Below are 16,846 nucleotides of genomic sequence, written 5' to 3'. Positions count from 1 at the left end.
AACAATGCCTTCCTGGTAATCTTTGTGAATATCATACAGGTCATTGATTAACTGAATAATACCACCAATCTGGTACCAGCATTGCTGCTCCGGTTCAGAGGCCGGATCATCCAGGTAAAAATGACAGAGTAATACCGCATAGCCACCTTTCCTGATAGTGATGTCCGTTATTTCTTCATCGCTGAGCGTATGATCAAATTGTTTCACAGAATCCACCTGCGACTGGTACACGCCGTGCGTTACCTTTTCATAAAAAGATTTGTCGCGTACCCCATCTCTCAAAAAAAGATGACACTGTAAAAAAAGCTGTTCATCAAAAGAGCCGGCAGTATAGCTTTCCGGGGCAAAAGAGAGTTGGTGCAACGCCTCCTGGCTTAACTCTTTTCTATCACAAAAATTATCAAATAACGAACTGCAGATGAAGTATTGTAACATGCGCTCCTTTTCCGCTTTGCGGGAAGCCCTTCCTCTTAAGGCAGTAAATGCATCGCACATCATGGGATTGTAGATGGCGTAACTGTTAACGATTTTACGAAAGGTAAAATCATCCAAACGGCCACCCAATGGAGTCTCCAGCTCCTTTACACGATTACTGGCCCACTTGGCTTCCTGGCGCCTCACGGAAAGAATATAATAGGTTTTACTGATGATATTCCTAACGAAACTAAAAAAATACATGGTATGAGATAAAGGGCTTAAGATATAAAATAGCTATCTAAAAACAGCTATCTCTCAGCATTTTCATGTAGGCAGTGCCCTTTTCACGGGCAAAATTAACGTTGCGCTCCGGGATTTGTTCCGGATGAGGATAATGCTGCAATGCTTTTTCAATATCTTCTTCGCGTAAAATGTGCAACATGGGGTAAATAGAGCGATTGGTATAGTTCGCGGCATCCTGCACTGCCGTGCCGGCAAACTGGTAAAGCGGATGGAATCCGGCTACCTGGTAGATGCCTTCATACTTTTTTTGCCGGATCAGCTTTTCAGCCGCAGTAACCAGTTCCAGGTAATCGCGGAATACCGGGAATGCGTCGGGTAAAATCAACAGCGTAGTGGCAATGGCCGCGTCTTTGTCCAACAGCAGACACTCTTCCAGAAAATCAGCTCTCACGCCTCCCAGTGTAGTGGCTTCTGTCACATGATAGCGGATACTGTTGCGTTTTACCTCCCTGCCCGCAAACGGACAGAAATTACAACCTATCACCAGTTCCCTGATCCAGTTTTGTGTTTGTGTAATCACCTTGTCGATTTGTCCAGAATCATACGCCATAGCGGCGAAGGTACGTATAACTATCTTTTGGTAATCACGGTATTCTTAAAGTGATCTCCTACGCTGTAATGCTCAATGCTGTATTTGTTGGCCGGCAGGTAAGCCTCTATCATGGGCAACTGCGGCGCATAGTGATAGCTGCCGCCGGGTTGAAGCGCGGCCAGGATATCCATATACTTGCGGGCATACCGCAGGTACTCACTGTTGCTGCGCTGATGATGATGCAGAAAATGATTGGAGAAAGAAAGATTGGAAATAATAGTGCCCCAGGAACCCACTTCCAGGGGATATTCCAGCCAGTCGGTGGTGCTGAGGTAGTCTTCCGGCTGATCAATGAACCGGTCTATACCGGTAGCTGCAATGCCCTGTTCCCGTAAATGCCTGACCAGGTAGGCGTGCTGACCGCAACCAATGTCCAGTACGGGCCCCTTGATGGTGGCGGGGTTCAGGTGTAATACGGATAACTGCATGGCGGGCGAGTATTCCGCACAAACCACTCCCTGCACATGGGGCTGGTTCACCCCATTTAATTCCCGCACAAATGGATTGGTTTGCAACAACCACTGTGTTAACCGCTCTCCGTGCAGTTCTTCGAGTCCGCCGAAATCGGTGTGTTTGCTTTTGAGGATCCGGATAATATCGTCCAGCAGTGTGCGATAAACAGCTTTTAATGATTCGCCGGCAGCGCCGGAAACGTTCATATACTGGTTCACCGCGCAAAAAGCCAGTTGCGCCTGTGCGGTAAGATAATTAACCAAACCTGCTGTCAACCCATCCGTATTCAATTGTAAAATTTCTTTCGGATAAGTTGCCAGCAGGTACCTGGTATAAGGCGTCCACGCCAGTGCGGCGCTTTTCCCGCCATAAAAAAGATTCAGATTTTTATGTTGCTGGTGTTGTGACGAAATACTTTTTATAATCTCCGGAAATACTGGCATGCATATACTTTAGCTGCCTAAAGGTACGCTGCTTTCAGGGATTAAGGGTAAGTAATCCGTGCGATGCGGTTAGCTCCCCGATAATCGAACTCGGTGAAACTGCCCACTACCAGCATGGATTTTTCTCCGGCCTGCTGTACAATTTTCATAATACCCCAATTCCTTGCCGAAAGATTGATCTTAAAACCACCGTTGCTATTGTAGGTAGGATGAACAGACCCATCGGCATTCAGCACTATCATATTATTTCTTTTCAGATCGCCGAACTGGCTGAAACTGCCGCTGAGAATAATTTGACCACCCGGCATAAAACTGATATCATGTACATATCCGTCTGAACCTTTGCCTACATTAAAAGTAGGGTCCAATACCCCATTGGCGTTAATACGGGCAATATGAGGCGCGGACACCCCGCCATAGTTGTTAAAATTACCTACCAGTACAACCTTTCCATCTGCCTGCATGGCCATGTTCTCAACTAACTGATCCGCTCCGGCGCCAACGGTAAAAGAAGGGTCCAGTGAACCATCTGTATTCAGACGGGCAATACGATTTACTGCTTGTCCATTGTACCTGGTAAAGGAGCCCGCTATCAGCAGCTTGCCATCAGGCAACAGGATACTTTGATAGATATAGCCATTAGGGCCTTCCTTACCCATATGTTTCGCCAGGTCGTAGTTGTAAGTGCTATCCAGACTGCCATCCGGCATTAAACGCACCAGGCCATTCACCTGTATAGAATCCAGGTGAACAGAATCCAGCCCCAGTGAACTGGTCAGATTAAAATTGGGTTGTACGTAAAAACGGAAAAGGCCCGCCAGCAATATCTTTCCATCTGCCTGTACCTTCATACTGGCTACCGTTCCGGAAACTCCGCCTTTAAGTGCAGACACCGTAATATCTTTCGCCGAAGGAGAAAATATTTTATCTGCGGCCAACGATCCGTTATTATTCAGCAGCGCAATACTATTCACATAGCTCACGCCCTGGTAATTGTTGAAGGCGCCGGCTACCAAATACTTATTGGAGGAACCGGGTACCACAGCCGCTGTGTACACAGCGGTATTGGTACCATTTTTAGCATCGGTACCAAAACTTCCATCCATTGTTCCGTCATGATTCAACCGGGCTACCCTGCCAGGTTTCGTTCCTGCGGCGTTATAGTCTGTAAAGTTTCCTACTATCAGATATTTGCCATTATCTACCGGAATAATATCGTTGATAATTTCGTTGGCGCCTACCTTGCCGGGAAACAATGTGTCCATTTCAAATACGCCCAATACGCGGAAAAACGGACCAAAAAAGTATTGTTGATCTACCTGTGCGGCCACGTTGCCGGTAGCTGCCTGTGTCGGTACTTTTACACGTACAGTCGTATCCGTTAGTGATATTACTGCCGCTTTTACCCCATTAAAAAGAATGGATAATTTATCCTTATTCTTTTCAAATCCTTTCCCGCTGATCACCACTTCTTCCCCTACATGGCCGTTGGCAGGAGTGATCCCATCTTTATTAATATAAATGGCAGGTAACACCGTTTCCTCATAAGGATTTTTCCCGCTGGTGCTGACGGCCTCCTTGGTACAGGCGCCCAAACCAGCCAGGAGTACGAGCGCTGTTAAATAAGTATATCTTTTCATACTAAATACGTTATTGGATTATTGATTCTGCAACGCCTGTTCTGCTGCATTTAAAAAATCACCACGGAAACCAAACGTATGCTTGATATTCAAGGCATGTATCACCCCATTGGTAGGCTGAATATCCGAGGAGGCCACCATCACATACGGATTATTCCTGTAAGTAACAGGATCATAGGTAATGTCTGTTAACCGCAGCACGCGTGCTCCCACCGCTTCTACACCGTTATAATTCTGATAGATCAACCCGATGTTGACTATATACCCCTCTGCCATCACGTAATTAATTCCCGGATAGGCGTATACGTTATTCGGATCTACCCTTGCAAACTGATTGGCGGTATGCTTTCCTTTCATAATGTACCGCATCAGGAATTTGCGCCACACACTCCCCGGAATATCCGATAAATGGGCGCTGTCTTCCACCATGATATAGCGGTATTCATTTAGTTGACCCAACGCATCTCCAATACTCTGATCGGTGGGTGCAAAAAAAGTAACGGAATCGTTCTGCAACATATCTTTCAAACCTGCTTTCTCTACAATAAAAGCAATGGTATCAAACAGGTAGGGATTCTTTACCAGGTAGTCGTATACGGTACCGTTGTAATGAGGGTCTGCCAGACCTCCGTCTACATAATAATCCTTTTTACAGGCAGACATTAATAATCCTACCAACAGCAGGATGCCGGCCAAGGGCAACAACTTGCGCATAGTAAATATTTTAACAGTTATTGTATCCAATATTGATTTCTGGTCACTAATGGGTTATTCTTTACCGCATCTCCTGAAATAGGCCAGGTCCATGCGCCCATGGTTATCTGATCCGGTGTAAGCGGATTTTCCGTCACATTTTTATCAGAGATCCTGCCAGTGCGGATCAGGTCATACCATAAATGCCCTTCTCCCATCATCTCTTTTTCCCTTTCTAAAAACACGGCATCCTGTAATGGCTTGCCGGCGCCACCTACATATAATTTAGCACCTGCTCTTTCCCGCACCAGGTTCAGCATCCGGATGGCTTCAGGCGCCTGTCCGGCATCCATGTAAGACAATGCTTCTGCTCTCAGCAGAATTAAATCTGCATACCGGAAAAAGATGAAGTTGGCATCATAGTCCCTTGACTGAGGATCCGTGATCGCAGAAAACTTCAGGAACATCGGTGTCTGGTCTGTGCTATAGGCATTGTAAAACCACAAATCCATTCTTTTATCCGGCTCTCCCCTGGGATATACCCGGTCCAGGTGCCGAATCATCGGGGTGATTTCACTCCGGCCTCCGAGGGCATCATGGATGTAAGGTTCATGCAACGTCCACTGACAAATCAGCGAGTGAAACTGACCGCCATAGTTAGCATCCAGCGACAGCTCAAAAATACCTTCCTCTGAACGGCCCTTGAAGATGCTCTTAAAGGTTTCCGGCGTATAGGGCAGCAACTTATACACATTCAGATCCATCACTGCTTTTCCCAGCTCGGCTGTCTGTGCCCAGTATTTCTGCTGATTGGCTTTATCAAATCCGGCGGCCCACATATTGATATGTGCCATTAATGTTAATGCCGCTCCCTGTGTACCTCTTACGGCCCGGTTGGTAGGATCATCATAATACAGTGGCAAGTCCTCTTTGCACGCATCCAGATCTTTCAAACAAAACTCCAGCACGGTGATCATTTTCTCGCGGGGCAGTAATTTTGTATCATACGCATCTATCTGCAAAGGCACATCTCCATATAATCTTACTATATAGAAATAAGTAAAAGCACGGATAAACCTCGCTTCTGCGGTGAGTGCCTTTTTGTCTTTATTACTGAATGTGGGATCTGCGATACCTGGAATCCTGTCTATACACAGGTTGGCCAATGCAATGGCCTGATAAAATTCTTTCCAGTCCTGCGCATTGTCTGCGCCATCTCCACCGCCGGTGGACAGCATCTGGTTCTGTCCCAGTTTACGCAGGTTATCTTTTCCAAACCAGTTCCAGTTGCCGGCCCTGAAATCACCTGCATTATATAAAATCCCCCTGGTGAATTTATTCAGCAAAATACCATAGGCCCCATTGATCGCACTTTCTGCATCCAGTTTTGTTTTCCAGAAATCATTCCCGGAAAGTGTATCCAGTGGCTTTACTTCCAGAAATTTTTTACAGGCGCCTACACCTGCCAACAGACAAATCAGGAGTCCTATTTTATACCATTTTCTCATCTGAAAATAATTTAAACGTTATTAAAATTGAGCGCCTATACCAAATGTAAAACTACTGGCAGCAGGATACCCATTGATATCATCCCTTCCCAGCGAAGTCACTGTTTCCGGATTAGGCCCAGAATATTTGGAGAAGATGGCTACGTTGTAAGCGGTAAAATATGCGCGCAATACCCGGAGCTTTAAACGCTTCATAAAATCAAAATCGCGGAACTGATAAGCCATCGTCACCTGGTTGATCTTGAAATAAGAACCGTCTTCCATTACCAGCGTTTGATTCATACGGTTAGGCTGCACTACCAGGTCGTGATCAAAGGAGCCTACGATCGCTGGCCGCGAAGCCGCATCACCCAAACCCTTCCAGTAATTCAGCAGGTTGATATCATATAAATTCACCGGCCCCGCTGCTACACCCGTAATGGATTGTTCATCCGGATATTGCAACCGGTATATCCTGGCCGCAATGGCATTATTCAAAATACTGCGATTGATCAGATAGGTACAAAATACACTCAGAGATAAATTACGATAGCTGAAGGTATTGTTGAAACCACCGGTCACCGCGGGTTCCGGATTACCTGTAATCGTATAGTCTGCATCGCTCAAAGCAAAGTCCCCATTCAAATCCCTCCAGATAGGATCTCCTGCCTGGAAAAACTGGGACCCTGGTCCTGCTCCCGCTTTATAACGTACACCCCTGATAGGATCTACCGGAACATCGGCCGTATTTTTATATACGCCATCTGTCTGGAATAAATAGTTGCTCTGTGGGTTTCTACCTACTTTCAGCGCAATCGCCTGATGATTGGCGTCGTCCGGATTCAGGTAAAACTGTGAACCTCCAGGTAATTCCGTTAGTACGCCTTTGTTATAGGCCCCATTCACCGTGACCGTCCACTGGAAACCTTTGGGATTCAGATGTACAATCGGACGTGCAGTAATAGAAAGCTCATGACCATAGTTTACAATGGCGCCACCATTTACCTGTATCTTATTATAACCGGTAGAATTAGGTAAATAAGCATCTCTTACCAGGTTGTAGTTATTCTTGTAATAAGTGTCGTAAATAATTTCAATGCGGCCTTTAAATAAACCAAGGTCCACACCAAAGTTGAACTGTGAAGACTTTTCCGGCTCCATAGACGGATTGGCCAACACATCAAATTCCGGAATAGTGGCGATACTGTTGTTATAACCAGGCACACTTTTATATACTCCCAATGAATTAAGAATCGTAGCAGTAGGACGGCTGTTCACACCATAAGTAACACGCACGGAGCCGTAATCCAGCCAGTTGAGTCGGCGCATCAGGTTTTCTTTATTGAAATTCCAGCGGAAACCAACGGATGGATTTTTAGTATATGGATTGTTAATACCCGCCGCAGAACTTCCATCCAGGCGGTACGACAGATCCACACTGTACTTGGTGCGGAAGTTATAAGACAGGAAACCAGCCCACGAAGCAGCATGATACACATAAGATACCGGTGTACCATTTACATTCACTTCATCGGCATTATTCCATACGTTCCCCGGATAAAAACGGGGCGAATATCCGCGTGGTCCCCAGTAATAATCATTAGGCCCGTTGCGCACATCTCTCACATGCTGGTCATCTGACTTAATATTTATTTCACTAAAAACGCTGGCGTAAATATTATTTCCTTTTTCCATATCCCTTTTATTGGAACTGTAGCTATAGTTCACACCGTTACGGGTGTTCAGCTCATCATGCCGACCTACAAAACCATATAATTGCGTGGCGTTGTTATTGGAAAATGACATCTTAAACTGATCCCTGGTATCGGTATAATAATCATAAGAGGTAGTAGAGTTAATACGTAGATTATTAATAATCTCATAATCTACATCCACAAATCCCCTGAAGTTCACTGTATTATTATCATCCACGTTATTCTCATACCCATCCAGCTGAGGGTTCCCTACAAATTTGGAGGGGCCGGGCAACAAGGAAGTGGTGAAGGAATTACCCGCACCATTGTCCGTTAACCCGCCACCATTACCGCGTTGCTTTTGTCCCAATGCACTGAATAACTGTGCGCCTATACGCAGTTTTTTGCTGGGCTGCATATTCAGTTGCATGTTCAGGCTATACTTATTAAAGCCTGTATTTTTTATGACGCCCTGATTTTTCTGGTAAGCAAAGTTAGCTTTGTAGTTCATCTTAATATTACCACCACTCACCTGCACGTTGTTGTTGGTATTCACGGTGGTTTGATAAAACAACCCTTGCCAGTCGGTGGAGTTATTGAAAAAAGCATTCAAACTATCAGTAAGGAACAGGGCATCGTCGGCAGATAATCTATTGCGGGCTTCCTCAATATCCCGGGAATTAGCCAGGATAGAACTGATACGGTATCTGCGCTCTGCATTACCACCAATGGTAGGCCGTAACTTAGGCGGGAAGTTAACAAAGATGCTGCTGTTCACATCAATGATCGGTGTAGGCGAGTTGCCCCGTTTGGTAGTGACTACAATTACGCCATTGGCGCCTCTGGAGCCATACAACGCGGTTGCCTGTGCATCTTTCATCACTTCAATCGACTGCACATCTTCCGGTGGAATTAACGCCAGCGGACCAGTGGCAGCGCCAGGCTGCAACATGGACTGAGAAATGCCCCCATCAAAATCTACCGGCACATTGTCGATTACCAATAAAGGATTGTTACTGGCCAGGTAAGCCTGATCCCCACTGCCACTCACATTCAGCTGAGATACCCCTCTAACGGACATGGTACCACGAAAACCAGGTGCCCCGGAGTTATTCTGAATATTCAATCCTGCGACTTTACCCTGTAGCAATTCCTGGATATTAGATACCGGTACATCCTGCAGATCTTTACCGGAGATAACGGCTACCGAACCGGAAACCGTTTCTTTGGTACGCTTCTGATAACCTACTACCACGGCTTCTTTCAGTGATTTATTTTCCGGCGAAAGCGTCACATTCAACACCGTAGCTTTGGCGATCTTTATCGTTTCAAAACGATAGCCGATATAACGGAACTGGATGGTTTTGTCGGGTTCTACTTTGATAGTAAACTGTCCGGAAGGATCAGTAACCCCCAAACCTTTGTTATTTTTTATATCAATGATAGTCACACCGGGAATGCCTTCTTTAGAAGCAGCATCCGTTACTCTACCCTTGATGGTAACGGCCTCCTGGGCATATACCGTATAACTGGCTCCTGTGAGTAACAGGAAAAAAATCGCCAGTAGTTGTAAGTACCGTTTATTCATGGCACAGAAATTTTAATGTTTTCAGAATACAGTTACCGGCTTAATCGTTGGTGAATTTGGGATTCACCTTAAACTTAAAGATGATGTCCCAGCTGCCTGCTTCAAAGATGCCGAACGTGAGTCCCAGTTTAGCCTGATTACGCATGCCATATGAAACCCTTTCATAGATAAATTCAATACTGGCCCGTTCATTGATCCCTACATCCGCCAGTACCGGGAAAGGATTGGTGATATCCCAGGTCACCACGGTACTATCAGCGGTCATTTTCCGGTTAAATGCAAAAGGCACCATTTTCACAATGGTGTTGCTTTTGTAAACAAGACTGTCCCATTTCGTGATATTAAAAGCCGGCAACCGGATGGCCGCAGAATCTGCATCAAAAAATTTAATAGAGATACTGTTCTTTGCAGTACCTGTTTTCCGGAAATACACGGTTACATTTTCCGCGGGGATATTATTATTCTGCTGATCCTGTACGCCTGACACTGAGGGATGGATTTCGCCTCCATTATTCAAAGGTTTCCGCTCACCGGTAATATCATCAAACTCATACGGCTCATAAGGGCGTGGCCGCAACAGCTGTAATTTTCTTTTTGGAAAAGTTTTCTGCCCGCCACTGTTCTTCACAAAAATGTCGAAGGTGTACAGGCCCGGTTTTAGTTTTGAGGTATCGGTTGCCCATACTACCAGGTCACCGGAATTCTCGCGAATGTCCAGCAGCGGCCTTTTCACGGAGGTGCGTTTGGCGTTAATTTCATCTACACTTTTTTCTGTCCCGCTATAATATTCTTTCCATTGCCAGGTATCTACTTCCTCCCGCAATGCCGGTACCGGCATCCCGTCAGGGCCTGCAATATTTTGCAGTTCAAACGTGAGCGGCTGCGTAGAATAGTCAGGATTAAACTTGCCGTAGAACACATTGGTACGACCAAAATTGGCGGAATATTGATCACCATCGAAATTGGCATTGTTACTGAAATGTTCTTTTTCGTCAGGTAACAGATTCTTATAACAACTGCTTACCATCATTGTCAGCATGCCAAGCATTGCATATGTATATACTTTCGGATTCATGGCTGATTAATTTATTTTAGTAAAAATGACACGATGCAGATTCAGATTGGCTTTCTTGATCACCACTTTCATCAGGTGTTTGCCCTCCGGAAGAACTGCTGTACCAAATGCGCCCTGCCAGGTTTGCCATCCACCGGTGCCCTGTATCGGAATTTCGTTGGATACGACTACATCATCCACCATGAGATAAATGATACCGCCGCCGTTACCGGCTATTCTCAGCTCTACTTTATAATTGCCGGCTTCTTTAATATCCACGGTATACCTAAGCCAGTTACCATCTTTGGTCCAGCCTACATTGTACCCGCCACCCGGACTTACCTGGTTGTCTCCCTCAGAGCAACTTTCGGTACCCGGATTATCCGGACGATAACTGTGATTACCATCCTTACTATAACTATAGGCCACGTTAACAGGTCCTTCATCAAAATCGGCGGCATTAACAATACCCGGTATTTCAAGCGGATACCCCAGGTAAGGTCCCTGTATAGCTTCCAGCGATTTAGGATAAGCCTTGCCGACAAAAGAGGTAAACCCAAATATGTGTCGGCTTTCCAGGATATGCATCAGACCATTTTTTGTTTTGATATCCACATTCTGTGTCAGGGCGGTAGACCAGTCTTTAATAAAACGGGAATCATTCCTGTCGCTGAACTCCACCACTTCCGTACCACCACCTACGGCGCCGGATGCATTGGTACGACTCATCTTCCCATTCATTCCATGTTGGTATAAGGATACGAGATCCGCGCCATCGGCATACCGGAGGGAATCCGCATCTACGATACCTGCCAAAATATACCGGCGCAAAAGACTATCCCACACGTTGAGTGGAACACTGTCTATCGTCCAGTTACCGGGATCTCCTAAACGGATCCGTGCAAAATTCACGTTGCGCATGGCCGTTTCAATGCTGTTATCCTGTGGTATAAAAAAAGTGACTTTATCATTTTTTAATACTTCTGTAAGATGTACGTTGTCTATGATCCTCAACAGGGTATCGTACAAGGTGCCCTGTGCCTTGAGGAAATCATACGTACTTACGCCCACTTCGGATACTGGCTTCGCATTGCGATAGTCCTGCATCCCCTTCTCGCAGGCAAAAAATCCGGTGATCGCCAGCAGTAATAAATATTTTTTCATGGCAGTGATTTATTATTTCCAGAAACTATTTTGAGTCAGGGATGGATTGTTGGACAATGCCTCCTGTGATAAAGGCCAGTAAGCAGCGCCTTTGTCTACATCCGCCTGCGTGAGCTTCGTATATTGAGGAATACGTTTGAAATGCACGAGATCATACCAGTACCAGCCTTCTCCCATCAACTCGCGACGGCGCTCCAGCAGAATAGCATCCAGCAAAGCTTCTCCAGTGGTGGCTGCATTGATATTTTTAAGCGCCCTGCTGTTGCGGATCCGGTTCAAATCCTGCTGTGCCTCCGTTGTCATGCCCAACCGCGCTTTGGCTTCTGCACGCAACAGGTACAATTCTTCATAGCGGAATACGATGATACAGGAGGTATACATTTTCAATACCGGGTTAGTCACACTGGTATTGATTTGCTTCATCTTAAAAAAGATGGGATAAGTATCTTCTATCTTGGTAAAAAAGTAATCCGGGCGTTGCTCATGCGGCTCTCCATAAATTTTCAGGATGCTATCTCTTGGCACATATATTTCAGACTCCGTTTTGGGGATATAAGGATCGCGCAGGGTCCAGTCTTCCAGCTGTCCGGTAGAAGACATTTCTGCGTGGTCGAAGTTCATATCCACCTGGAAAATATTACAGTCGTAACGACCGCGGAAAGCCCCATCCAGGCGGGTAAGGTCATTTACACTCACAAAATTATAGGCGGCGTTGGAGGCGTTATTGATCACAATATTGGCATATTCCAGTGCTTTGTCATAGCTCCCGTTCCAGGTATAAATATGCGCCAGCAACGTATAGGCCATGCCTTTAGTAATGGTAATGGACTTGTGATGCGATTCACCCTGACCACGATAATCGCCCTGTTGCTCCGGCGATTGCCCATTATATCTCCAGGGCAAACCATCGATACATGTTTTGGCTTCTGCCGCGGCATAGTCCAATACCTTCTCCCATTTTTCCCGTACAATATTTTTGGTGGTACCATCTGCTACCTTTGTCACCAGTGGCACATCTCCCCAAATTCTGACCATGTAGTAATAGAGGAAAGCACGGATATAAATGGCCTGCGAAATATCCAGTTTCAGGTCGTTCTGAGAGTAGCGGTAATCGGATACCGTTACCTGTGGCAATTTTGCTATCGTGAGATTGCACTGGGCGATAGCTGCATAAAATCTGCGCCAGTCGCGCCATTCCGACATGGTGGAAAAAGTAGCGTTCAGGTTACTTTCCACCACTGCTTTGATATCGCCCCGTTTGGTCGACTGAAAATCGCCACCCCGCAAATCTCCATATACCCAGTGCGCATTTTCATTGCACATGGCTGCTCTCATTAAAGCATAGCAGGCAGACAATCCCGCACGGGCGTCATTTTTCGTCTGCCACATATTTTCTTCTGTTAAGGCCCGGTGCGATGGTACGTCCAGCATTTTTTTACAGGACAGGATACCGACCGCCAGGAATAATAAGATCCCGGCAACAGCAATATTTTTCATGATCTTGTTTTTTAACATCAGAATTGAAAATTAAAGCCCAGTGTAAATGTGCGTGGGGCTGCCCAGTTGTAGTAGCCTTCGTCATAACCGAAATAGCTCACTGCTTCCGGATCACCACCTTTGTATTTTGTCCAGGTAAGCAGGTTGTTACCGGTACCGTATACACGCAGATGATCTACACCCGCTTTTTTCATCCAGGGTGAATGCAGGTTGTAAGCCACCGTTAATGCACGCAGCTTTACATAAGATCCATCTTCGAGGAATAAAGTCTGATTAGGCTGATAGGCATACACAGCGCTCCAGGGATTGTATTGCGGAATTTTACTGTAATCGCCTTCTACTTTAGACCACCAGCTGATTTCTTTGATGGCTTTGGGATCATCAATACCTTCCCGGTTGGCAAAATCAAAACGATCGGCCAGCACCTGGTTGATCACTTTACGGCCAAATGCATAATTCAGTAACACATTTACTTCCCATTCGCCATAATGGAACGTATTGCTAAAGCCACCCTGTGCAGCAGGTATCATGCGGCCTTTCAACACACGGTCTTTATCGTTTACATCAAAATTGCCGTCCAGGTCTTTCCATTTAGGATCGCCTTTACGCAGGGTTACACCCAGATAAGACATCTTCTTGCCGGTGGCCGGATTAACAGGCACTTCGGCATCTGAATTATAAATACCATCATTGATCAGCAGCCAGTAACGGTCTACCGGTTTACCTACCAGGAAACGGCGGTCATTGATCACCAGATCCGTTAAGCCATCAGGTAAAGCCATTAATTTATTCTGGTTGGTATACACGTTGATCCCCGTCGTCCACTGGAATTTTTTATGTCTGATCACATCTGCCTCAATAGATAATTCGTAACCATAGTTGCGGATATCCATTCCATTCTTAACAATGCCGGTGAATCCTTCTTCTTCCAGTGTGGGTACTTTCAACACCAGGTTCTTGTCTGTTTTGGAATATACATCCAGCGATGCCCTTAAGCGATCATGGAACAATCCGATGTCAATACCGGCATTCACCTGTTCTACCACCGGCCATGAAGTACCCGGCACTACATAACCTGTAGTATAAGCAGCATTGATAGCCGGGAAGGCATTGTAGGTAGACATATTAGGTACACCATTCCAACCTGCATCCACATTATACACCGGGCCTGCTTTATACATTTCGTCCATCAGCAAACGACCTACACGGCCCCAGCTGGCCCTTACATTCAGATTGCTCAGCCAGGAAGATCCCTGGGCAAATGCCTCGTTGGTCACTTTCCAGGAAGCAGATAAAGTGGGAGATACCAGCCAGCGGTTATCAGCATCCAGGTAAGAGGTACCATCTCTTCTCACATACAGGGAAACAAAATATCTGTTGTCGTAATTGTAGCCTATGTTGCTATAGAAAGAAGCCAGTCTCGACTGAGTAAAATCTTTCGTATTAAACATCAACCGGAAATTGCCGAAACGACCGGGCTTATTATTATCATCTCCCGGCTGGTATATTTTCACATAATCACTGGAACCCTTGTAGGCCCTGCCATAGTCATAGCGCCATTTATCCCATTGGCCATATTGCCCCAGGCTTACGTCCAGGTGATGTTTACCGGAAAATGTATTTTCATAGTGCAATGAATTATCCAATACCAGTCGCCTGTTCAGCCCATCAAAATTGGATACATAACTATTGCCTTCACCCAGTGCGGTGGGCACAAAAAAGTCGCGGAAATTTTGGCCATAGTCGATAGCGAAACGCGTATTCCAGGTGAAATGCGACAAAAAGCTATACTTCACATTGGCAATGATACGCGCGGAGTTATTCTTGTTGCGGTTAATCGTATTTTCCAGGTCGGTATAGTATTGCTGGAGATAGGCTTTGTTAGGCGACAGCGGCGAACTGTAGTTAAACAGGTAGTCTTCATCACCGGCACGGTCGCGGATAAATTCATTCCGCTTCCGGTTCAGGTTAGCAATAGCCACATAAGTAGTAAATACCAGGTTCTTTACAGGCTGGATATTAATGCCAAAATTTACATCGTAGCGTTTGATCCCGGTTTTATCGTATACGCCCTGTTGGGAAGACTGTCCTATACTAAAACGGAAATTGGCAAACGGGGTACCACCGCTTACTGCCGCTTGTATACCATCTGTAAATCCATTTCTTAAAAAAAGATCGTCCCAGTTAGCGGGTCCGAAATAACGGGCCTGCGAAGAATCCGCCAGGTAGCGTGGAAAATTTCGCCACTGTGTTTCATCCGCATATTTTTCATAAAAGGGCAAACGAAAATCGCTTTCATATTTTCCATTCACCGCATCTACAGAAGGGCGTAAAGAAATGCCGGCATAAGCATTCAACGATACCTTCATAGCGCCGATACGGGGTGCTTTGGTAACAATGTTAATAACGCCGTTAGCCGCATTGGGACCATATTTTGCGCTGGCCCCAAAATCTTTCAGCACTTCAATGCTTTCAATATCATTGATATCCAGGAAAGACAACAGATTGGTTTCTGTGCCCATCCTGTTAAAATCAAAACGCTGTATATCATATGCAAAAGCGTGGTCCATAATTAATGGTACCCCATCTACCACATAAGTGGGCTGCGCGTAAAAAATATCGCGGTTACTCAGCAACAGTGAAGATGTGCCGCGTATAAATACGCTGTTGCGCTTTCCCGGTTCAGCACTGGGAGTTCGTACATCCACGCCCGTTACCCTCCCAATCAGCATCTGATCGATACTGGTATAGGGTAGTTTTTTTACTTCCATAATATTTACGGAAGAAACAGCGCCGTTAGGGTCTGTTTTTAAAAACAGCTCGTTGTTGGGAAGATATCCCATAGTGTCTCTTTTGTTAGACACTACCCTTGAAAAGGCCAGTGAGTCGGCATTTACAGCGGTACTATCTTTTATTTTTTTATACAACGTACTCTGCGCCTGTGTATTGGTAGATACCAGGCACACCGCCGCAAAAAAATAAATACCCCGGTGCAGAAAAAAGTAAATGTATTTCATACATGCAATATTTAGGAATGAGAATCCCATGGCGTAAAGCAGCTTTACACCAGCAATCATTTTTTTTTGGACATGAGCAGGCATAGCAAGCCCTGTTCCCTTTCAGGAAAATGTCAGATACTCTAAGTCTTGGAAAACGCCATGGTTAAGGCTGGCAATAGGTGGTGGGGCTATATACTGCGTACAGCATAAGCATAACAAAACCTTATATGACAACTGCTAAAACATAACGTACCGGAGGCTTTTAGGGGCAGCGCGCTTCCCTAACAGGTTGCAATGAACGACGAGTCATGGTACAAATTGATTAACGTGAAATTTTTGATTCGATCAGTAATTCTGGTTTTCAATAATTGCTAATACTAATACAGCGGCGGGGAAACTATAGTAAACACAGGGTCACACCGGCTACCAGTATCATCAATGCTCTTTCAAATTCTGGTTGTTTATTTAACGCTACATATCAAATGTAATTAGCTAAAAGGATTTTTCATAGCTTTTTGTTAAATATTTTTAAAATTTAATCCGGAGGACAATTTTTCAGTTGCGGATTACACCGCTTTAATTTCCATAATCCTTTTTTCGAATTCTTCGTTCGCAACAATGGATTTATTCTTTACGCGGGTTTTATAGGTATTAATGGTATTCACGGAATACTGCAGTATATGCGCAATTTTATCGGTATCATGAATTCCCATGCGGATCAGCGCAAAAATGCGCAGGTCCGTATTCATTAGCTCATCACCTTCCGGCACAATGCGATCTTCTTCTTTGAAAAGCGTATTGAAGGTGGAAATAAAATGAGGG

General features: G+C 45.3%; 12 protein-coding genes. All 12 read right to left on the bottom strand.

Features of this window, described 5'->3' with window-relative positions:
* Positions 1–621 (bottom strand): hypothetical protein (locus VIP81_RS25685; protein WP_331967986.1); only part of this gene is annotated, 621 nt, incomplete at its 3' end.
* Between the two features lie 94 nt (positions 622–715).
* Positions 716–1,270 (bottom strand): DUF1415 domain-containing protein, encoded by a 555-nt coding sequence (locus VIP81_RS25680; RefSeq protein WP_331967984.1) that lies wholly within the window; start codon positions 1,268–1,270, stop codon positions 716–718.
* A gap of 20 nt (positions 1,271–1,290) precedes the next feature.
* Positions 1,291–2,208 carry a class I SAM-dependent methyltransferase gene (locus VIP81_RS25675; RefSeq protein WP_331967982.1) on the bottom strand — a complete coding sequence of 306 codons (918 nt, stop codon included), beginning with the start codon at positions 2,206–2,208 and terminating at the stop codon, positions 1,291–1,293.
* Between the two features lie 41 nt (positions 2,209–2,249).
* Entirely contained in the window at positions 2,250–3,848 is a 1,599-nt protein-coding gene (locus VIP81_RS25670) for an IPT/TIG domain-containing protein (RefSeq protein WP_331967980.1), read from the bottom strand.
* 18 nt (positions 3,849–3,866) lie between these two features.
* Complete coding sequence (locus tag VIP81_RS25665; protein ID WP_331967978.1) at positions 3,867–4,562, bottom strand: fasciclin domain-containing protein; 696 nt, start codon at positions 4,560–4,562, stop codon at positions 3,867–3,869.
* A gap of 17 nt (positions 4,563–4,579) precedes the next feature.
* Positions 4,580–6,049: a RagB/SusD family nutrient uptake outer membrane protein gene (locus VIP81_RS25660; protein ID WP_331967976.1), complete on the bottom strand. Its 1,470-nt coding sequence runs from the start codon at positions 6,047–6,049 to the stop codon at positions 4,580–4,582.
* Between the two features lie 21 nt (positions 6,050–6,070).
* On the bottom strand, positions 6,071–9,310 hold the full coding sequence (locus VIP81_RS25655) for a SusC/RagA family TonB-linked outer membrane protein (protein ID WP_331967974.1): 3,240 nt from the start codon (positions 9,308–9,310) through the stop codon (positions 6,071–6,073).
* Positions 9,311–9,350: 40 nt separating this feature from the next.
* A complete protein-coding gene (locus VIP81_RS25650) occupies positions 9,351–10,385 on the bottom strand; it encodes a DUF5007 domain-containing protein (RefSeq protein WP_331967972.1) in 1,035 nt (344 codons plus the stop codon).
* 6 nt (positions 10,386–10,391) lie between these two features.
* Positions 10,392–11,528: a carbohydrate-binding protein gene (locus VIP81_RS25645; RefSeq protein WP_331967969.1), complete on the bottom strand. Its 1,137-nt coding sequence runs from the start codon at positions 11,526–11,528 to the stop codon at positions 10,392–10,394.
* A gap of 12 nt (positions 11,529–11,540) precedes the next feature.
* A complete protein-coding gene (locus tag VIP81_RS25640; protein ID WP_331967967.1) occupies positions 11,541–13,025 on the bottom strand; it encodes a RagB/SusD family nutrient uptake outer membrane protein in 1,485 nt (494 codons plus the stop codon).
* A 17-nt stretch (positions 13,026–13,042) separates the two neighbouring features.
* A complete protein-coding gene (locus VIP81_RS25635; protein ID WP_331967964.1) occupies positions 13,043–16,042 on the bottom strand; it encodes a SusC/RagA family TonB-linked outer membrane protein in 3,000 nt (999 codons plus the stop codon).
* 548 nt (positions 16,043–16,590) lie between these two features.
* Positions 16,591–16,846 (bottom strand): DUF6377 domain-containing protein (locus VIP81_RS25630; protein WP_331967960.1); only part of this gene is annotated, 256 nt, incomplete at its 5' end.

The sequence above is a fragment of the Chitinophaga sp. genome, assembly GCF_036566945.1.
Classification (GTDB): Bacteria; Bacteroidota; Bacteroidia; order Chitinophagales; family Chitinophagaceae; genus Chitinophaga.
This window is presented reverse-complemented; position numbering and strand designations above follow the sequence as displayed.